The 18645-nt window shown below is 68.6% G+C and carries 17 protein-coding genes; 9 read left to right on the top strand and 8 right to left on the bottom strand.

The genetic code is table 11. From position 1 onward, the window contains the following. Window positions 1-9: 9 nt before the first annotated feature. The gene (locus WAE60_RS10155; protein WP_337686109.1) at window positions 10-2826 is read right to left on the bottom strand and encodes a TonB-dependent receptor; all 2817 of its coding nucleotides are present in this window, start codon (window positions 2824-2826) and stop codon (window positions 10-12) included. Window positions 2827-3363: 537 nt separating this feature from the next. Between WAE60_RS10155 and queC the strand changes: the two genes are divergently transcribed. From queC to WAE60_RS10130, 5 genes are all read left to right on the top strand, one after another. Further along, window positions 3364-4116 carry a 7-cyano-7-deazaguanine synthase QueC gene (queC, locus tag WAE60_RS10150; protein ID WP_337686107.1) on the top strand — a complete coding sequence of 251 codons (753 nt, stop codon included), beginning with the start codon at window positions 3364-3366 and terminating at the stop codon, window positions 4114-4116. 147 nt (window positions 4117-4263) lie between these two features. Beyond that, window positions 4264-4896 carry a 7-carboxy-7-deazaguanine synthase gene (gene queE / locus WAE60_RS10145; protein WP_337686106.1) on the top strand — a complete coding sequence of 211 codons (633 nt, stop codon included), beginning with the start codon at window positions 4264-4266 and terminating at the stop codon, window positions 4894-4896. A gap of 71 nt (window positions 4897-4967) precedes the next feature. Further along, complete coding sequence (locus tag WAE60_RS10140) at window positions 4968-5333, top strand: 6-carboxytetrahydropterin synthase (RefSeq protein WP_029907829.1); 366 nt, start codon at window positions 4968-4970, stop codon at window positions 5331-5333. 100 nt (window positions 5334-5433) lie between these two features. Next, complete coding sequence (locus WAE60_RS10135) at window positions 5434-6057, top strand: hypothetical protein (RefSeq protein WP_029907827.1); 624 nt, start codon at window positions 5434-5436, stop codon at window positions 6055-6057. Between the two features lie 106 nt (window positions 6058-6163). Beyond that, window positions 6164-6535 (top strand): YciI family protein, encoded by a 372-nt coding sequence (locus WAE60_RS10130; RefSeq protein ID WP_029907824.1) that lies wholly within the window; start codon window positions 6164-6166, stop codon window positions 6533-6535. A 138-nt stretch (window positions 6536-6673) separates the two neighbouring features. Here the strand turns inward: WAE60_RS10130 and WAE60_RS10125 are convergent, their stop codons facing one another. Continuing rightward, window positions 6674-7465 carry an alpha/beta hydrolase gene (locus tag WAE60_RS10125; protein ID WP_029907822.1) on the bottom strand — a complete coding sequence of 264 codons (792 nt, stop codon included), beginning with the start codon at window positions 7463-7465 and terminating at the stop codon, window positions 6674-6676. 147 nt (window positions 7466-7612) lie between these two features. Here WAE60_RS10125 and WAE60_RS10120 point away from each other — a divergent pair, with 147 nt between their 5' ends. Further along, complete coding sequence (locus tag WAE60_RS10120; RefSeq protein ID WP_337686101.1) at window positions 7613-8077, top strand: MarR family transcriptional regulator; 465 nt, start codon at window positions 7613-7615, stop codon at window positions 8075-8077. A 3-nt stretch (window positions 8078-8080) separates the two neighbouring features. Here WAE60_RS10120 and WAE60_RS10115 read toward each other — a convergent pair whose 3' ends face one another. From WAE60_RS10115 to WAE60_RS10100, 4 genes are all read right to left on the bottom strand, one after another. Continuing rightward, window positions 8081-8326 carry a hypothetical protein gene (locus WAE60_RS10115; protein ID WP_337686100.1) on the bottom strand — a complete coding sequence of 82 codons (246 nt, stop codon included), beginning with the start codon at window positions 8324-8326 and terminating at the stop codon, window positions 8081-8083. A 232-nt stretch (window positions 8327-8558) separates the two neighbouring features. Further along, the gene (locus WAE60_RS10110; RefSeq protein ID WP_029907815.1) at window positions 8559-9065 is read right to left on the bottom strand and encodes a response regulator; all 507 of its coding nucleotides are present in this window, start codon (window positions 9063-9065) and stop codon (window positions 8559-8561) included. A 520-nt stretch (window positions 9066-9585) separates the two neighbouring features. Continuing rightward, window positions 9586-10710 (bottom strand): chorismate synthase, encoded by a 1125-nt coding sequence (gene aroC / locus WAE60_RS10105; protein WP_337686098.1) that lies wholly within the window; start codon window positions 10708-10710, stop codon window positions 9586-9588. A gap of 184 nt (window positions 10711-10894) precedes the next feature. Next, window positions 10895-12235 carry a pectate lyase gene (locus WAE60_RS10100; protein WP_337686097.1) on the bottom strand — a complete coding sequence of 447 codons (1341 nt, stop codon included), beginning with the start codon at window positions 12233-12235 and terminating at the stop codon, window positions 10895-10897. A gap of 439 nt (window positions 12236-12674) precedes the next feature. Here WAE60_RS10100 and WAE60_RS10095 point away from each other — a divergent pair, with 439 nt between their 5' ends. Then, window positions 12675-13787 carry a methyl-accepting chemotaxis protein gene (locus tag WAE60_RS10095; RefSeq protein WP_337686096.1) on the top strand — a complete coding sequence of 371 codons (1113 nt, stop codon included), beginning with the start codon at window positions 12675-12677 and terminating at the stop codon, window positions 13785-13787. A gap of 1 nt (window position 13788) precedes the next feature. Here the strand turns inward: WAE60_RS10095 and WAE60_RS10090 are convergent, their stop codons facing one another. Beyond that, complete coding sequence (locus tag WAE60_RS10090) at window positions 13789-14568, bottom strand: site-2 protease family protein (RefSeq protein ID WP_337686094.1); 780 nt, start codon at window positions 14566-14568, stop codon at window positions 13789-13791. A 149-nt stretch (window positions 14569-14717) separates the two neighbouring features. Next, complete coding sequence (locus WAE60_RS10085) at window positions 14718-16061, bottom strand: aspartate aminotransferase family protein (protein ID WP_337686092.1); 1344 nt, start codon at window positions 16059-16061, stop codon at window positions 14718-14720. 117 nt (window positions 16062-16178) lie between these two features. Here WAE60_RS10085 and WAE60_RS10080 point away from each other — a divergent pair, with 117 nt between their 5' ends. Next, the gene (locus WAE60_RS10080) at window positions 16179-16874 is read left to right on the top strand and encodes a GntR family transcriptional regulator (RefSeq protein WP_337686090.1); all 696 of its coding nucleotides are present in this window, start codon (window positions 16179-16181) and stop codon (window positions 16872-16874) included. Between the two features lie 268 nt (window positions 16875-17142). Continuing rightward, a complete protein-coding gene (locus tag WAE60_RS10075; RefSeq protein WP_337686192.1) occupies window positions 17143-18645 on the top strand; it encodes an aldehyde dehydrogenase in 1503 nt (500 codons plus the stop codon).

Below are 18645 nucleotides of genomic sequence, written 5' to 3'. Positions count from 1 at the left end.
GGCCGAGGCCTAGAACCGCTTGGTCAGGGCGACGCCGTAGGTGCGCGGCTCCAGCGTGATCAGGTTGGTGAACAGGCCCGAGCTGTCGTCGGTGGTGTAGGCGTCGGTGATCGGCGTGTCGTTGCCGATGTTCTTGACGTAGGCGTCGATGCGGAAGCCCCACTCCGGCTTCTCGATCTTCAGCGTGACGTTGGCGTTCTCCCACGACTTCAGGCGGTCGTACGCGGTGTTGTAGACCCGCGCGTACTGTTCGCCCTGGTAGTAGTAGTCGCCGCGCAGGGTGGCCGACCAGCCGCCCGAGAAGTCCCAGGTGTACTGGGCGCCGACCGAGGCGGTCCAGTGCGGCGAGTTGGGCAGCTCGTTGCCCGACAGGTCCGCGGCCTTGCCCTCGATCGAGTAGCCCGAGCCGTAGTTGAACATCGCGTTGCTGATCGCGTTCGCGAAGACCAGCGGCACGCCGCGGCTCTGCAGGAAGGCGGTGTAGAAGGCCTTGCCGCCGCAGGCGAAGGGGACGGTGGCGCCCAGGGCCGGGTTGACGGTCAGGGCCGTGGCGATGCCCGCGCTGGCGACCACGCAGTTGGAGCCGACGGCCACGCCCGGGATGCTGGGGCCGGCCTTGACCACCTGGTACAGCGGGTTGGTCTGGGTGCGGTCCATGGTGTCGATCGACGACACGCCGTCGGCGATCTTGGTGTGCAGATAGCCGAGGTTGGCGTTGATGCGCAGGTTGTGGACCGGCGACCAGACCGACTCCAGCTCCAGGCCGTAGACCGTGGCGTCGATGTTCTCGTTGACCGAGGTGCGGCTGACGATCTTGGAGATCTGGTAGCCCTGGTAGTCGTAGTAGAAGCCGGTGGCGTTCAACTGCAGGCTGCCGCCCAGCAGGGTGTTCTTCGACCCCACTTCGAAGGCGTTGACGAATTCCGGCGCGAACGTCGGCTTGACGGCCGAGCCGACCGCCGCCGGCGGGTTCGAGCCGCCGCCCTTGTAGCCCTTGGAATAGAAGGCGTAGAGCAGGTTGTCGTCGCTGAGCTTGTAGTCGAAGCCGAAGCGGCCGGTCAGCTCGTTGAAGACCGACTTTTCCTGCGGGTTGGTGGCGCTCTGGGTCAGGCCGATGCCCGGCGCCAGCAGCACGGTGTCGTACACGTCCAGGCGCTTGTCGTCGTGGGTGCGGCGCAGGCCCAGGGTGAACTTCAGCTTCTCGTTGGCCTGCCAGTACAGCTCGCCGAAGATGGCGTTCGACTTCAGGTGATAGGGCGAGCGGTTGTCATAGTAGTTGTGGCCGCTGCCGTCCGGCGTGGCGTTGGTGTCGATGCCGATGCAGCTGGTGGGCAGGGCCGTGGGGCTGCAGTTCGGGTTGCCCGTGTTCTGGTAGTTCAGGGCCAGGGCCGAAATGGTCAGCGAGTTGCCGATCACGTAGTAGTCGGTGACCGTCTTGTAGTCGAACCAGATGCCGCCGACGTTGAAGTTCAGCGGGCCGTCGAAGTTCGACTGCAGGCGGACTTCCTGGCTCCACTGCTCGGAGCTGCCCGAGGAGACGTCCAGCGTCGTGAACTTGTTGGTCGTGCCCACCTGCGGATCGGTGAAGAAGCCGCCCGGGGTGAACGGGGTGTTGTTGAACGGAACGGTCGAGACGTTCCGGTTGTAGTCCAGCTTCGTATAGACGCTGCCCTTGCTGTACGAGGTCAACGACGTCAGCGTCAGGTCGTCGGTGAGGTCGTATTCCAGGTTGAACTGGTAGACGTTGGATTTCGACTGGTAGATCGGGTCGAACAGCGTCTCGATCTCGCGCAGGTTCCGGCTGGTGGTGTCGCCGAGGTTGGCGTCGCCGCTGGTGAAGCCCACCAGGTTGCCCAGTTCGCCCGTCAGGGTGCCCGAGGTGTTGACCGTGCCGTAGGCGCTGTCGCCGTACAGCGAGGCGGGCAGACAGCCCTGGGTCAGGAACGGACGGGCGGTGCCGGTGGCCACGCCGCCGATGGTGGCCGGGCCCAGGTCCTTGGTGCAGAGCTGCTTGCCGACGCGGGCGCGGCTGTCGTCTTCCTTGAAGTGCTCCCACATGAAGTTGGTGCGCAGGGTCTCGATGGGATTGAACATCACCGAGACGCGGGTCGAGTACAGGTCGCGGTCGTCGACCTTGTGGTTGTTGAAGGTGTTGGTGACGTAGCCGTCGCGCTTGAGGTAGTTGCCGGCCACGCGGACCGCCAGCTTGTCGCCGGCGATCGGCATGTTGATCATGCCGCGCAGCTTCTGGGTGCTGTAGTTGCCCACCTCGCCGGTGACCTCGGCCTCGAAGCTGTCGGTCGGCTTGGCGGTGATGACGTTGACCAGACCGCCGGTGGCGTTGCGGCCGTACAGGGTGCCTTGCGGACCGCGCAGCACTTCGACGCGCTCCACGTCGAAGAACTCGGCGTCGAACAGGTTGCCCGACTGCATCGGGGCGTTGTTCAGGTGGACGCCGACGCCGGCGTCGGTCGAGACGCCCACGGCCTTGTTGCCGATGCCGCGGATGGCGAAGTTGAAGCTGTTGGTGAAGTTGCCCTTGGCGAAGGTGACGTTCGGAATGGCCTGTTGCAAGTTCGGGCCGCCGTCGATCTTCTGCGCTTGCAGGCTGTCCTGGCTGAAGGCCGACACCGCGATCGGCACGTCCTGCAGCGCTTCTTCCTTCTTCTGGGCGGTGACGACCAGTTCCTCGAGCACGTTGCCGCCGCCTTGCTGGGCGGACGGGGTCGATGCGGTTTGAGCAAAGGCCGGAGCGGCGACGGCGGCCAGCACGGTCACGGACGCGCCCATGGCCAGCAGGCTCCGCATACGCAGAGATCGCGACATTCTATTCCCTCCCTGGACGTCGCGGCTCCTTATGGCGGGGCCTGCGGACGTCTGTTGTTTCCTCGGCGCCGTACTTTTAAGCACTACGCGGGTGTACGGCGGACCCCTCGCAGCATAAGGGGATTGCATACTTGGCGTTTGAGGCTGTCAACCGGCCTCACGCTAAGTAATCATTGATAGGTTACGCGTTTTCACTTTACCCAGGGTCACATTAACCTCTGGGTATGCAAGTTTTCGCCGAATTTAGAAAAGTCGGTCCGGCGGCTGACGTAACGTCAGTCGTGGCTTCAGGCCAGGAAACCTTGACGCGGCGTGCCGACGCGCTTGGCCCATAGTGTCGCATTCGCGCTGAAGGTACAGCCCAAATATCAGCGTTCGAAACAAATGTTTCAGGCTGATGCGGGAGGCGCACACCCCCAGGCCCGGTCCTCCGGGCATGCGGGCGGCGGAAACGGCGGAAAACCGGCAAGGTCTTGCCGTCTCGGGCGGGACCTCGTCGGGCGTGCCAACCGCCCGCGCCTCGTGTAGAGAGGCGCCATGTCCACCTCCCCCCAATCCCCGGCCGGCGCGTCGCGCGCGGAGGCCGCCCTGGTGCTGTTCTCCGGCGGCCAGGATTCCAGCGTCTGCCTGGCCTGGGCCCTGGAGCGCTACGCCCGGGTCGAGACCGTCGGCTTTGACTACGGCCAGCGCCATTCCATCGAGATGCAGGCCCGCCAGGCGGTGCGCGCCCAGATGGCCCAGCGCTTCCCGCACTGGGCCGAGCGCCTGGGCGAGGACCACGTGCTGGACCTGACCGGCTTCGGCGCCGTGGCCCAGTCGGCCCTGACCGCCGACGTCGCCATCGAGATGACCGAGCGCGGCCTGCCGTCCACCTTCGTGCCGGGCCGCAACCTGGTGTTCCTGATCTACGCCGCCGCCCTGGCCGACCGCCGGGGCCTGGGGGCGCTGGTCGGCGGCATGTGCGAGACCGACTTCTCGGGCTATCCCGATTGCCGGCGCGACACGCTGGACGCCATGCAGCAGGCGCTGAACCTGGGCATGGACCGCGACTTCGTCGTCGAGACCCCGCTGATGAAGCTGACCAAGGCGCAGACCTGGGCCCTGGCCAAGACCCTGGGCGGCGAGGACCTGGTCGACCTGATCGTGATCGAGAGCCACACCTGCTACCAGGGCGACCGCGGCGAGCTGCACGCCTGGGGCCACGGCTGCGGCGAATGCCCGGCCTGCGACCTGCGCCAGAAGGGGTACGAGGACTGGGACGCGGCGGGACGGGACGTGCTCGGTGTCTGAGATTCGCATTTTCAGTTGTCGTCCCGGAAGCCTCGCGGAGGCTGTCCGGGACCCAGGGGACTGGGCAAAGGCGATGCGGTTCACCTGGGTCCCGGACAAGCGCTCCGCGCTTTCCGGGATGACAACGGTGGAGGGCGAGATCGCTCGATGACCTACTCGGTGAAAGAGATCTTCCTCACCCTGCAGGGCGAGGGCGGCCAGGCGGGCAAGGCGGCGGTGTTCTGCCGGTTCGCCGGCTGCAACCTGTGGACCGGCCGCGAGCAGGATCGCGCCAAGGCCGTCTGCACCTTCTGCGACACCGACTTCGTCGGGACCGACGGCGAGAACGGCGGCAAGTTCGCCACGCCCGACGCCCTGGTCGACGTGATCGAGGCCCAGTGGACCGGCGGGCCGGACGACCGCCTGGTGGTCTGCACCGGCGGCGAGCCGCTGCTGCAGCTGGACCAAGCCCTGATCGCCGCCCTGCACGCCCGCGGCTTCATGATCGCGGTCGAGACCAACGGCACGGTCGAGGCCCCCGAGGGCATCGACTGGGTCTGCGTCAGCCCCAAGGCCGACGCCCCCGTCGTGCAGACCAGGGGCCAGGAGATCAAGCTGGTCTTCCCGCAGGACAAGGCGCTTCCCGAACGCTTCGAGGGCCTGGATTTCGAGCGCTTCTACCTGCAGCCGATGGACGGCCCGGACCGCGACAGGAACACGCAATTGGCCGTCGCCTATTGCCTTTCGCACCCACAATGGCGTTTAAGCGTCCAGACGCACAAATATCTCGGCCTGCCCTGACGGATAAGGCGCTCGACTTGGTGACAGGGTCGACGCGCTAGAGCCTCCCAGGCCTGTCAAAAGAAGTACAGATGAAGCCCGTCTTCGAGATCACGAAGGCTGCGTTCTTCGACGCGGCCCATTACATCGAGCAAGGTCCGACGGACCATCGCTATCGCAAGTTGCACGGCCACTCGTTCCGGGTGGAGGCCAGCGTGAAGGGCGAGATGCAGGACGCCGGCTGGGTGGCCGATCTGGAGAGCCTGGACGTCGCCCTGAAGGCCGTCGCCTCCGAGCTGGACCACGGCCTGCTCAACGACCGCCCCGGCCTGGAAAGCCCGACCCTGGAGCGCATCTGCCTCTATTTCGCCGAGCGCCTGAAGCCGCAGTTCCCGGGCCTGTCGCGCGTGGTGCTGTCGCGCCCGACCATCGGCGAAAGCTGCGCGTTGAATCTATAGGGGTTTCGCCCCCCGGCCTTCCGCGTAAACGGCCGAATTCGCAGACCGTCCGCGACATGATCTGTTGAAGCCGATCAAGGCTTGAACGGAGCGTTTCGGCATGGACGGGCGGGACGCCGCCGGCGCCTGGGACGGGATCGACGTGCTCAACGCGCACGTCGCCGTGCTGGACGCGACCGGGCGGGTGATCGAGGTCAACAGCAGCTGGCGGCGGTTCGGCCGCCAGAACGACGCGACCTCGGACTATGTCGGCTGCAACTACCTGGAGGTCTGCCGCAAGGCCGCGGCCCAGGGCGACCGGACGGCCGGGCGCGCGGAGCGGGGGCTGGCCGCCCTGCTGGGCGGTCGCGCCGAGCGGTTCAGCCTGGCCTATCACTGCGCCGCGCGGACCTTCCGCCTGCGGGCCAGGACGATCATCCATCCGGCGGCGCGGGTCCTGATCGCCCACGAGGACCTGACCCCCCTGCTGGTGGCGCGGCGCGAGCGCAACCGGGCCCGCGTCCGGTTGGCGACCGTCCGGCGGGAGCACGCCGAGGGCGTCGCCGGTCTCTACGAGGAGGTGGGGCAGAGCCTGGCCGCCATCACCCTGGCGGCCCAGGTCCTGGACCGGGCGCCGGCCAACAGCTCGGCGGTGACCACCATCCGCATGGCGGTCGACGAGGCCCGGCGCGAGCTGAGGCTGCTGCGCTACAAGGTCGAGCAGAGCGTTTCGTATCCGGCCTGACGCCGCGATCCCGGCGATCCGCCCACGTGTCGGAAAACGCCGCTCTTCCAACCCGCGTCCCCGTGCCCTATCTCTGCCTCGCCGATGACGCCGGGGAAGGCCGCCGATGCTCTACATGCTGCTCTGCTACAACAACGAGACCGAGGTCCTGGGCTGGACCAAGGAACAGGACGACGCCGTCATGGGCCGTCTCGGCGTCATCCACGACCGTCTGCTGGCCGAGGGCAAGATGGGCCCGTCGGGCCGGCTGAACGGCACCACCAGCGCCAAGACCCTGGTCAAGACCGAGCCCGCCTTCGTGGTCGACGGCCCCTATGCCGAGACCAAGGAGCAGTTTCTGGGCTTCTACACCCTGGACGTCGCCGACATCGACGAGGCCCTGGCCATCGCCCGCGAACTGGCCGTGGCCAATCCCGGCGGGGCCTACGAGGTGCGCCCGATGCGGCTGTACCTGCCGGGCGCGATCGCGGCGGCGTAGGTGTCGGCCGGAGGCTGACGGGTCGCATAGACGAAAAACGCCGCGACAGCTGAAGGGCTGTTCGCGGCGTTTCTGTTCTTCGCCCCTCGCCCGACCGCCTTCGGAGGCCAGGGGAGAGGGAAGCGGGGCGTCCGGCGACTACTTGCCGACGCCTTCGGCGGCGTCCTCGATCAGCTTGGCCACGACCGCCGGGTTGGCGACGAAGACCGCGTGGCTGCCGGCGGTCTCGACCACGGTCGCGCCGGCCCGCTTGGCCATGGCGCGCTGGGCGACGGGCGGGATCATCAGGTCGTCGGCGGCCACCAGGTACCAGCTCTTCTTGGTCTTCCAGGCCGGGACGGTGATCTTGCCGCCCAGGGCCTCGACGCCCCACGGCACTTGCGAGTCGGCCATGACGGCGGCGACGTCCGGGTCCACGTCGGCGGCGAAGGCGTGGGCGAACTTGGCGCGGTCCAGCGACAGGAAGCCGTCCTTGGGCGGCAGGATCGGCGGGACCGGCGCGCCGGGGACGGGGGTGGCGATCAGCGACTGCACCGACTCGCCGGTCTCGGGCGCGAAGGCGGCCACATAGACCAGGCCGGCGACCTTGGCGTCCGTGCCGGCCTCGGAGATCACCGCGCCGCCGTAGGAGTGGCCGACCAGGATCACCGGGCCGTTGGTCGAGGCGATCACGCGCTTGGTCGCCGCCACGTCGCCGGTCAGCGACAGGGTCGGGTTCTGGACGATGCTGACCGTGTAGCCGTCCTTGACCAGGATCTTGTGGACGCCCGCCCAGCCCGAGCCGTCGGCGAAGGCGCCGTGGACCAGGACGATGTTCTTCACGGCCTTGGCCGAGGCGGGGGCGGCCGAGGCCGGGGCGGCGGTGGCGGCGACGCCGGCGGCCAGGGTCAGGGCGGCGGCGGAAGCGATCAGGTTGCGGAACGAGGTCATGTCGGATCTCCCTTGGTTGTCTCAATGCGATAATGTTTATCGCGATAACGATATGGCTAAGGCGCCGCGGATCGCTTGTCCAGATATTTCTTATCGCGATATGCTTTTTTGTGATAAAAGATGAATGGGCGCTTCGGGGCGCCCTGCATGGAGAGACCCGCCTTGGCCGACCACCTGATCCCGCTGGACGCCCAGCTGTGCTTTTCGCTGTACAGCACGACGATCGCGATCAACCGCACCTACAAGCCGCTGCTGGACGCGCTGGGCGTCACCTATCCGCAGTACCTGGTGCTGACCGCCCTGGCGGAGGCCGACGGCCTGACGATCGGGGCCATCGCCGACCGACTGGCCCTGGAGCCCAGCACGATCACCCCGCTGGTCAAGCGCCTGGAGCAGGCCGGCTTCGTCGGGCGGCTGCGCAATCCGGCCGACGAGCGGCAGGTCAATGTCAGCCTGACGGAGAAGGGGCGCGATCTCTACGCCCGGTCGGGCTGCCTGACCGGGACCCTGCTGCGGCGCTCGGGCATGACGGTCGACCAGCTGGTCGCGCTCAACCACCAGGTCCAGGCGCTGCGCGGCGCCCTGGTCGACTCGGCGCCGGAAGACCGCTGACGCCTAGCCGTCCCGCTGGGCCTTCTTCCATTCCTTGAACTCGCGCTTCTCGCGGTCCTTCTTGCTTTCGCCGGGGATCACCGCCTTGCCGGCCCCGACCGCGACCTTGGCGGTGGTCCCGACCACGGCCCCGGTCGCGCCGACCACGGCGCCGCCGGCCGCGACGGCCAGGCAGCCCTGGCTCGTGGCCGCGACGGCCAGCAGGGTCAGGAGGAGGGGCAGGCGACGCGGGGACATGGAACGCGGCATGGGGGCAAGCTCACTGGAGACTGGGCGAGCTTTCTAGCCCGGGGCGAGGCGAGGGTCGCCGCGTCCGATGGCCGCTGTGTGGCCTATCCATGCTCCGCTCATCCCGGCGAATGCCGGGACCCAGATCCCATGGCGGCGCGGATGATTGGAGGCGCTCAGCGTTCATGGCGTCAGCCACACCGCCATTCCATCTGGGTCCCGGCATTCGCCGGGATGAGCGGAATAAGAATAGCTAGTACAGCTGGAGCTCCACCCCCGGATCGCCCTGGCGGCGATAGGGGCCCGTGAAGGCCGGGTCCGGGCGGCGCCGGCGGTCGGGGCCGAAATAGTCGGCGCAGCGGATGAATTGGCGGGGATGCTCGATCAGCAGGTTGATGCGGTGGATCACCCCGCGGGCCGTGACCGGCTTGGCCAGGAACTCGTTGACCCCGGCGTCGCGGGCCTCGGCGACCCGGCGCAGGGTGGAATGGCCGGTGATCATGATGACCGGGCAGAACGGGGCCGGGCTGTCGGGCGAGTTGCGCAGCAGGTTGACGAAGTCGATGCCGTCCAGCGGTCCCATGGTCAGGTCGGTCATGACCAGGTCCATCTCGATGTCGCGCATCAGCTGCAGGGCCTCGGCCCCGTCCAGCGCCTCGAAGATCTGCCGCACGCCCAGCGCCCGCAGGATCTCGGTCAGCAGCATGCGCATGTGCTGATTGTCGTCGACCAGAAGGATCTTCAGCAGATCGAAGCGCACGCGCCCCCCGGCTCGCTCGAAATGACGCGTCCCCCGACGCGTCGTTGTGGGATGAACGTTACGAGCCCGAAATAATCGGTCAATGGGTGATTTACCTGAATGCTCAAGCTTTTCCGGAAAACGTTGGTTTCCGAAATGCGGGGCTGGCTAAGTTCTTGCCCATCGCGACACGGCGTCCGGGGGCGAGTCTTCACGACCGATATTCAGAATATTATTAACGCCAGGTCGTGCTTGATTACCCTTTGTCAACGAAAAAAAATTGAACGAGTCGCAGTGCGAAGAGTTCTCAGGGGCGGAGGATATTGTTTCCCATGCCGTCTCGCGACGAACTCATCAAGCGCGAAGCCTTGGAGCTCTGGCGCCAGACGCACGAGGGCCCCCCGCCCGAAGTCGGGGGTGGCGAGTTGCTTGAGATCATCTGTCGAGATCTTGACGTGCAGGACTACGATCGGGTCCGATCGCCCTTCCTCCGTCCCACGATGATCCTGCGGCCCGAAGAGTGGCCGGAGGCGCGCAAGGGTTAACCCCGCCGCCCGTCCACGCCCGGAACGAACGCCCCGCCGCCGGTCTGGCCGCGGTGGCGCAGGAAGGCGTCGGCCAGGACGCAGGCGGTCATGGCCTCGACCACCGGCACGCCGCGGATGCCCACGCAGGGGTCGTGGCGGCCCTTGGTGCGCAGGTCGATCTCGTCGCCCGCCTCGTTGACGGTCTCGCGCGGGATCAGGATCGACGACGTCGGCTTGAAGGCCACGCGCGCCACCACCGGCTGGCCGGTGGACAGGCCGCCCAGCACGCCGCCGGCGTGGTTGCTCAGGAACACCGGGCCGTCATTGCCCATCCGCATCTGGTCGGCGTTCTCCTCGCCGGTAAGGGCGGCGCTGTCGAAGCCCTCGCCGATCTCCACGCCCTTGGCGGCGTTGATCGACATCAGGGCCGCGGCCAGCTCGGCGTCCAGCTTGCCGTAGAGCGGCGCGCCCCAGCCGGCCGGCACGCCCACAGCTTCCACCTCGACCACGGCGCCGGTCGACGAGCCGCCCTTGCGGATCGTCTCCAGGTGCTCTTCCCAGACCGGGATGATCGCGGCGTCGGGCGACCAGTAGGGGTTCTGCTCGACCTGGTCCCAGTCCCAGTTGCCCCGATCGATCTTGTGCGGGCCGATCTGCACCAGGGCCGCGCGCAGGGTGACGCCCGGGATCACCAGCCGCGCCACGGCGCCGGCCGCCACCCGCGCCGCGGTCTCGCGCGCCGAGCTGCGTCCGCCGCCGCGATAGTCGCGCACGCCGTACTTGGCGAAATAGGGGTAGTCGGCGTGGCCGGGGCGGAAGGCCTGGGCGATCTCGCCATAGTCCTTGGACCGCTGGTCGGTGTTCTCGATCATCAGGCTGATCGGCGTGCCGGTGGTGCGCAGGCCGTCGGTCCGCTCGTCCTCGAACACGCCCGACAGGATGCGCACGGCGTCCGGCTCCTGGCGTTGGGTGACGAACTTGCCCTGGCCGGGACGACGCTTGTCGAGGAAGGCCTGGATGGCCTCGGCGCTGATGGCGATCCCGGGCGGAACGCCGTCGACCACGCAGCCCAGGGCGGGCCCATGGCTTTCGCCCCAGGTGGTGACGCGGAACAGGTGGCCGAAGGTGTTGTGCGACATGGGGGCGGGTTTAGCGGAAAGCTTGAACAGGGGCAAAGGTCGGCGCGGCGATCACTTGCCCCCTACGGATCGCTTCGCGATCGTCTTCCCCCACAGGGGGAAGAGGGCGCGCGCTTAGGTCCTCCGCCCCCTATGGGGGCGGACAGACCGCGAAGCGGTCAGGTGGGGGCAAGTGGGTGAGCCGCTAGCCCCGCCGCTTCGCCGCGTCCGCCAGGTAGAGCTCCAGGTTGGTGTAGCCCGAACCGTCCTTGGCGAGGGCGGCCCCGTCGGCTTTCCTCGGATCGAAGCCGTGCGCCTTCTCCCAGGCGTCGGGCATGCCGTCGCCGTCGGTGTCGACCGCCGCCTTGCCCGCCGGCAGTACGGGCCAGCCGCCGACCTCCTTCTGGCTGTCGATCTGCTTGCCGGTCTTGTCGCGCACCCCGGCCACCACGCGGGCGTCGACGCTGTCGCGGAACACGCTGGCCCCGGCGTCCTTCAGCACGCGCTCGTAGGCCGAGGCCGCCGGGTCGGCCGCCACCGGCGCCACCTCGATCGGCCCCGCCTGGCGCCAGCCGTCGGCCTGCAGGCCGCTGACCAGGCTCCACGGATCGGCCGGGACCTGGCCGTTCATGCTGTTGCCGGCGAACCAGGCCTTGGCCAGGCTGTTGCTCTCGTTGAAGGCGATGGGCTTTTCGCTGTCGGGGCCCATCACATAGGCGTTGTCGATGAAGCTGTAGGCCGCCAGGGCCGCCTTGTCGGCGTCGTAGCCGGCGTGGCCCTTGCCCCAGTTGTAGAAGACGTTGGAGCGGAACTCGAAGAACGCCCCGACCGGGTCCTTGTCGGGCCCGTCGTAGTTGCCCGGGCGCGGCATGCGGGCCAGGTGGTTGGCCCACAGATTGTGGTGGAAGCTGATCTTCGAACCCTGGCCGCCGCGGATCAGGCTGCCGTAGCCGTGGTCGCCCTTGGCGTGGATCGAGTGGCGCAGGCTCTCGGCGATGATCGACCATTGGACGGTCAGGTCATAGAACCCCTGGCCCGGATTGTCGTAGCGGGCGCTGGCCGACAGGGTCTCGTCCACCGACCAGCTGGCCGAGACGTGGTCCAGGATGATCCGCCGGCCGGAATTGATCCAGATCGCGTCGCCCTCGGTCTTGCTCTCGTCGCCCAGGCGCGAGCGGATGAAGCGGATGACCACGTCGTCGGCGGCCACCACCAGGGTGTGGTCGCGCAGGGTGATCCCGCCGCCCGGGGCGGTCTGGCCGGCGAGGGTGATCCGGCCGTTGGCGATCTTCAGCTCGCTCTTCAGCGGGATCGTGCCGGCCACCTCGAACACCACGGTGCGCGGGCCCTGGGCCTCGACGGCGGCGCGCAGGCTGCCCGGGCCGGAATCCTCGAGGTTGGTCACCTTGATCACCGCCCCGCCGCGGCCGCCCAGCGACAGCCGTCCCGCGCCCTCGGCCCCGGGGAAGGCCAGGACCTCGCGCGGCGCGGCTTGGGTGGCGGTGGCGGACAGGGCCAGGGTCAGGGCCAGGGCGGTTCGGATCATCTGTCGTTTCCCCTCTTGGACCGCTCATCCCGGCGAATGCCGGGACCCAGATCCCATGGCTGGGAGGCTGACTGGACAGGCTCAGCGCTCATGGCGTCAGCCTCAAAGCCATTCCATCTGGGTCCCGGCATTCGCCGGGATGAGCGGATTATCGGTGGACTGTCTCGTGTTCCCTAAATCCTGTCCACCGGTGTCATTTCTTGTGCGGCAAGGCTTCGCTGCGACGTCGCTATGACACCGCTGTCGGGCGTTGATGATTAATGAGGCATAGATTGCCGCGAAACTGAACATTTCCACAGGCCGCTTGCCGCTAAACCTGTGAAAATGCGCGACGAATTGTCCTTCCCCCATCCCCGAAAGCTGACACGGGTGTCATTCTCGCTTGTCTGGCGAGCGATTCGGCTGTTCGGAGCGTCGCCGCCCGGTTTCGGGGGAAACCATGTCGACGGAAGACGCCAGCCTCCGCCCAGAGCGCATCCTGGAGCTCAGCGAACGCCTGAGCCACGTCGCCGGCGAGAAGATCGGCGAGATCGCCTACGTCAACCGTTCGGCCAAGATGCTGGCCATCAACGCCCTGATCGTCGCCGCCCGCGCGGGCGAGGCGGGGCGCGGCTTCGCCATCGTGGCGGAAGAGTTCAAGACCATCTCCACCCAGATCGACGTGGTGGCCGCCGCCCTGGAGAGCCAGGTGCGCGCCGACCTCAACGAGCTGACCGCCATCGGCGGGGCGATCCTGGGCCACCTGCGCGGCCAGCGCCTGGCCGACCTGGCCCTGAACGCCATCGAGATCATCGACCGCAACCTCTATGAGCGCACCTGCGACGTACGCTGGTGGGCCACCGACAGCGCCGTGGTCGACTGCGTGGCGGCCCCGTCGCGCGAGGCCTGCGACCACGCCAGCCGCCGGCTGAAGGTGATCCTCGACGCCTACACCGTCTATCTGGACCTCTGGATCGCCGACCCGTCCGGCCGGGTGATCGCCAGCGGCCGGCCCGACAAGTATCCGGCCGCCCGCAGCGCCTCGGTGGCCGAGACCGACTGGTTCAAGAACGCCATGCGCACGAAGTCGGGCGACGACTTCACCGTCTGCGACATCGAGCGGGTGCGGGCGCTGAACGACGCCCCGGTCGCCACCTACGCCACGGCCATCCGCGAGGGCGGCCAGGCCGACGGCCGGGTGATCGGCGTGCTGGGCGTCCATTTCGACTGGAAGCCCCAGGCCCAGGCGGTGGTCGACGGCGTGCGCCTGACCGACGAGGAGAAGGCCCGCTCGCGCGTGCTGCTGCTGGACCAGAACCACCGGGTGCTGGCCAGCTCGGACGGCAGGGGCGTGCTGGAGGAGACCTTCAAGCTGGACACCTCGGGCGGCGACATGGGCAGCTACGCCGAGGGCGACCGGACCGTCGGCTACGCCCTGACCCCGGGCTACGAGACCTACGAGGGCCTGGGCTGGTACGGCTGCCTGGTCCAGACGGCGGGGGTGGAAAAGCCGGCGGCGACCTTTCGCCCGGCCGTGACGGCGACCCCGGCGGCGAAGCTGAGCGCGGCCTAGGCTAGGCCTCCCAGAACCGGAACGCCCGCAGCCCCGCGCCGATCTCCGGCCGCGCCACGCCGAACAGGTCGGTGATCGCCAGCACCGTCCGGAACAGGGCGTCGTTGACCGCCGGGACGAAGAAGATCGCCAGGAACAGGCCGATGAACACCAGGTTGCCCAGGCGCAGGGCGCCCTGCTGGATCGCGGGCGGCAGGTAGGGGCGGATCACGCCGAAGCCGTCCAGGCCGGGCAGGGGCAGCAGGTTCAGCACCAGGGCGAAGCCCTGCAGGAAGGCCAGGAACGAGGCGGCGCGCGCCAGGGCGCTGTCGTCGACGCCGAACGCCCGGTCGGCGGCCAGGCAGGCCGAGAGCGCGACCAGCACCGCCAGCGTGCCCAGCGGCCCGGCCAGCGAGGCCATGGACCGGCCCAGCCGGCTGCGCATCAGGTCCTCGCGCAGATAGACCGCCCCGCCGGGGAAGCCGATGCCGCCCACCGCCAGCACGATCAGCGGCAGCAGGATGCTGGTCGTCAGGTCGGTGTATTTCAGCGGGTCCAGGGTCAGGTAGCCCTTCTCGACGATCGTATGGTCGCCGGCCTTGTGGGCCACATAGGCGTGGGCGAACTCGTGGACCACCACGCTGAGGATCCAGCCCACCGCCACGAAGGCGAAGGTCAGCACGCCGGGCGGCTCGTCCATCCACGCCAGGGCGAAGGTCAGGGCGGTGAAGGCGGCGATCAGGATCAGGGCGTTGCCGCTGATCGGGGCTGGCTTGGCGGGACGGATGTCGGCGACGGTCATGGTCTCTTATACCCTCTCAGGTCGAGAGGGGGAGGGGTTCAAGTCAAGCTTGGGCGGACGACTTTGGGGACACACACTCACACCCGACGGCATGGCGGATCGGCGCGGCCTTGCCGTGAGTGTGTGTCCCCCGAGCCGGGCGCGGCGTCTCAGTCCACCCCCGCCAGCACCCCTCTGATCGTCTCCACCACCCGATCGACCTGCGCCTTCTCGATGATCAGCGGGGGCGACAGGGCGATGATGTCGCCGGTGACGCGGATCAGCAGGCCCTGGTCGAAGGCGGTCTCGAAGGCGGCCATCGCCCGGGCGGTGGGCGCGCCGGGCCTCGGCTCCAGTTCGATCCCGGCGATCAGGCCGAAGTCGCGGATGTCGATCACGTGGCGGGCGTCCTTCAGCGAGTGCACGGCCGCGCGCCAGTAGGGCTCCATTCCCAGGGCCCGCTGGAACAGGCCCTCCTCCTGATAGACCTCCAGCGCCGCCATGCCCGCCGCGCAGGCCAGGGGATGGGCCGAATAGGTGTAGCCGTGGAACAGCTCGATGGCCGCGTCCGCGCCGTCCATCATCGCCTGGTAGATGGCGTCCGAGGCGGCCACGGCGCCGGCCGGGACGGCGGCGTTGGTCAGGCCCTTGGCCATGCAGATCATGTCCGGGATCACCCCGAACCGCTCGGCCGCGAACGGCGCGCCCACCCGGCCGAAGCCGGTGATCACCTCGTCGAAGATCAGCAGGATGTCGTGCTTGTCGCAGATCGCCCGCAGGCGCTGGAGGTAGCCCTCGGGCGGCACCAGCACGCCGGTCGAGCCGGCCACCGGCTCGACGATCACCGCGGCGATGTTGCTGGCGTCGTGCAGGGCGACGATGGCCTCCAGGGCGTCAGCCAGCTCGACGCCGTTCTTCGGCTGGCCCTGGCTGAACAGGTTCCCGGCCACGCCGTGGGTGTGGGGCAGGTGGTCGACGCCGGTCAGCAGGCTGCCGAAATACATCCGGTTCTTGGGGATGCCGCCCACCGAGATGCCGCCGAAACCCACGCCGTGATAGCCGCGCTCGCGGCCGATCAGCCGGGTCTTGGTCCCCTTGCCGCGCGCCCGGTGGTAGGCCAGGGCGATCTTCAGGGCGGTGTCGACCGACTCCGAACCCGAGCCGGTGAAGAAGATGCGGTCCAGGCCCGGCGGGGTGATCTGGGCGATCCTGCTCGCGAAGGCGAACGCCGCCGGGTGGCCCATGTTGAAGCTGGGCGCGTAGTCCATCTCGCCGGCCTGACGGCGGATCGCCTCGACGATCTTCGGGCGATTATGCCCGGCGTTGACGCACCACAGGCCCGAGGTGGCGTCCAGCACCGGCCGGCCGTCGGGCGTGCGGTACCACATGCCCTCGGCCGACGAGAGCATGCGCGGGTTGGCCTTGAACCGCCGGTTGGACGTGAACGGCATCCAGAAGGCGTCGAGGTCGTTCGGACCGAAATCGGGCATGGGGCGCGCTCCAAGGTCTTGCATTGTGATCGCGATTGGAGGTCTGCTGGCAAGACCAAACCGGACGCCGCGGCCGGAGGTGGGGACACACACTCACCCTCGGGCTTGGTGTGATCGGGGCGCAGGCAGAGGAGTGAGTGTGTGTCCCCCGTTTCGCCTCCCGCCTCGCCGCGAAGGAAACCCCTCGCCGACAGCGTGGCCGTCCACGACCAGGTCTACGACGCCATCCGGCTGGCCCTGATCACCGGCCGCATCGCGCCGGGCGTCGGGGTCAGCTTGCGCAGCCTGGCGGCCGAGCTGGGGGTGTCGCCGATGCCGGTGCGCGACGCCGTGCGGCGGCTGGCGGCCGAGCGGGCCCTGGCGATCAACCCGGCCAACAAGCGGCTGTCCGTGCCCTCGCTGACGGCGAGCCGGCTGGAGCAGCTGTCCCAGGCCCGGCTGTGGGTCGAGCCCGAGCTGGCGGCCCGCGCCGCGCCCCATGTGGACGCCGCCCTGGTCAAGCGCCTGCGCGAGCTGGACGCCGCCGTCGACGAGGCCCTGAAGCTGGGCGACGTCGACGCCTACATGACCGCCAACCACGACTTCCACTTCGCCATCTACGAGCGGGCCGAGGCCGAAGTGCTGCTGGCCATGGCCAACGGCCTGTGGCTGCAGATCGGTCCGTTCATGCGCGTGGTGTTCGGCCGCGTCGGCGCCGACGGCCTGGCCGCCGACCGCCACGTCGAGGCCACCGAGGCCCTGAAGGCCCACGACGCCGAAGCCGCGAGGCGGGCCATCGCCGCCGACCTGTCGGAGGGCATGGACAAGATGCGCGCGGCGGTTGAGGTGCGGGGGTGAGGGCGGCGCCACGGCATGTGCAATTTTTAGCTCCGTCATCCTCGGACTTGTTCCGAGGACCCCTCGTGCCGCTTCGCTGTCCTTCGAGATTGGAGCGCCGCGATCGCCGTGTCCGTCCTGCGAACGTCAACACGGCTGAACCAGGGGTCCTCGGAACAAGTCCGAGGATGACGGTGGGTAGGGATCGGGCAGGGGACGCAAACCCGGCCGTTTCCCCGCGTCCCCACCTTGACAGTCGTCCACCCGACGCAAACTGTGATCACAGTTTCTGGAGCAACCCCGCGTGACCGCCCCGTCCATCTTCGACGCCCTGAAGGCCCTGTCCCTGCCCGACCGGGCGGTGATCGACGGCGGCCTGGTCAAGGCGGCGTCGGGCCAGACGTTCGACAACGTCTCGCCGCGCGACGGGACCCTGATCAACAAGGTCGCCGCCTGCCAGGCCGTCGACGTCGACCGCGCCGTCGCCTCGGCCCGCAAGGCCTTCGAGGACGGCCGCTGGCGCGACCAGGGTCCGCGGGCCAAGAAGGCGGTGCTGTTCCGCCTGGCCGAGCTGATGGAGCGCGACGCCGAGGACCTGGCCCTGCTGGAGAGCCTGGACACCGGCAAGCCGATCCGCGACGCCCGCGCCGTCGATGTGCCGCTGTCGATCGGTACGTGCCGCTGGTACGCCGAGGCGCTGGACAAGGTCTATGGCGAGGTCGGCGCCGCGCCGGTCGATCGGCTGAGCTGGGCGGTGCACGAGCCGCTGGGCGTGATCGGGGCCATCGTGCCGTGGAACTTCCCGCTGCACATGGCGATGTGGAAGGTCGCCCCCGCCCTGGCCATGGGCAACAGCGTGGTCCTGAAACCCGCCGAACAGTCGCCGCTGACGGCGCTGAAGCTGGGCGAACTGGCCCTTGAGGCCGGACTCCCGGCAGGGGTCCTAAATGTGATCCCCGGCCTGGGCGGCGTCGCGGGCGAGGCGCTGGCCCTGTCGATGGACGTCGACATGATCGCCTTCACCGGCTCGGGCCCGGTGGGCCGTCGGCTGATGGAGTATTCGGGGCGGTCGAACCTCAAGCGCGTGTCGCTGGAGCTGGGCGGCAAGTCGCCGCAGATCGTCTTCGCCGACTGCAGGCATCTGGACGCCGCCGCCGAGGCCGCCGCCTGGGGCGTGTTCTATAACCAGGGCGAGGTCTGCACCGCGGCCTCGCGCCTGCTGGTCGAGGAGTCGATCAAGGACGCCTTCGTCGAGAAGGTGATCGCGGTGGCCAAGGCCATGGTCCCCGGCGACCCGCTGGACCCCGACACCGTGTTCGGGGCCATGGTCAGCGAGCGGCAGATGAACACCGCCCTCGACTACATCGCCACCGCCGAAAGCCAGGGCGCCCGCCGGCTTCTGGGCGGCCAGCGCGTGCGCCAGGACACCGGCGGCTTCTATGTGGAGCCGACCATCTTCGACGGCCTCCAGCCCGACCACACCCTGGCGCGGGAGGAGGTGTTCGGCCCGGTGCTGGGGGTGCAGACCTTCAAGGACGCCGACGAGGCGATCGCCCTGGCCAACGACACCGTCTACGGCCTGGCCGCCGGCCTGTGGACATCGAACATTGACCGTGCCCTCACGTCCGCTCGGCGGCTGAAGGCGGGGCTGGTCTGGGTCAACGGCTGGGACGCCTGCGACATCACCATGCCGTTCGGCGGTTTCAAGCAGTCGGGATTCGGTCGCGATCGGAGCCTACATGCGTTGCACAAGTACGCCGACCTGAAGTCGGTGTCCGTGACGCTGAGGTGA

Origin of the sequence: Caulobacter sp. CCG-8, from assembly GCF_037402475.1 — a bacterium.
In the GTDB taxonomy this organism is placed as follows: Bacteria; Pseudomonadota; Alphaproteobacteria; order Caulobacterales; family Caulobacteraceae; genus Caulobacter.
Note: the sequence above shows the minus strand (reverse complement) of the source record. Positions and strands in the feature narration are given on the sequence as shown.

Coding starts and splice junctions, on each gene's coding strand:
- WAE60_RS10135 (WP_029907827.1), top strand. CDS start 5,434: ATGGACGGGCGGGACGCCGCCGGCGCCTGGGACGGGATCGACGTGCTC.
- WAE60_RS10140 (WP_029907829.1), top strand. CDS start 4,968: ATGAAGCCCGTCTTCGAGATCACGAAGGCTGCGTTCTTCGACGCGGCC.
- queE (WP_337686106.1), top strand. CDS start 4,264: ATGACCTACTCGGTGAAAGAGATCTTCCTCACCCTGCAGGGCGAGGGC.
- WAE60_RS10155 (WP_337686109.1), bottom strand. CDS start 2,826: ATGTCGCGATCTCTGCGTATGCGGAGCCTGCTGGCCATGGGCGCGTCC.
- WAE60_RS10090 (WP_337686094.1), bottom strand. CDS start 14,568: ATGACCGTCGCCGACATCCGTCCCGCCAAGCCAGCCCCGATCAGCGGC.
- WAE60_RS10115 (WP_337686100.1), bottom strand. CDS start 8,326: ATGCCGCGTTCCATGTCCCCGCGTCGCCTGCCCCTCCTCCTGACCCTG.
- queC (WP_337686107.1), top strand. CDS start 3,364: ATGTCCACCTCCCCCCAATCCCCGGCCGGCGCGTCGCGCGCGGAGGCC.
- aroC (WP_337686098.1), bottom strand. CDS start 10,710: ATGTCGCACAACACCTTCGGCCACCTGTTCCGCGTCACCACCTGGGGC.
- WAE60_RS10130 (WP_029907824.1), top strand. CDS start 6,164: ATGCTCTACATGCTGCTCTGCTACAACAACGAGACCGAGGTCCTGGGC.
- WAE60_RS10085 (WP_337686092.1), bottom strand. CDS start 16,061: ATGCAAGACCTTGGAGCGCGCCCCATGCCCGATTTCGGTCCGAACGAC.
- WAE60_RS10100 (WP_337686097.1), bottom strand. CDS start 12,235: ATGATCCGAACCGCCCTGGCCCTGACCCTGGCCCTGTCCGCCACCGCC.
- WAE60_RS10120 (WP_337686101.1), top strand. CDS start 7,613: ATGGAGAGACCCGCCTTGGCCGACCACCTGATCCCGCTGGACGCCCAG.
- WAE60_RS10095 (WP_337686096.1), top strand. CDS start 12,675: ATGTCGACGGAAGACGCCAGCCTCCGCCCAGAGCGCATCCTGGAGCTC.
- WAE60_RS10125 (WP_029907822.1), bottom strand. CDS start 7,465: ATGACCTCGTTCCGCAACCTGATCGCTTCCGCCGCCGCCCTGACCCTG.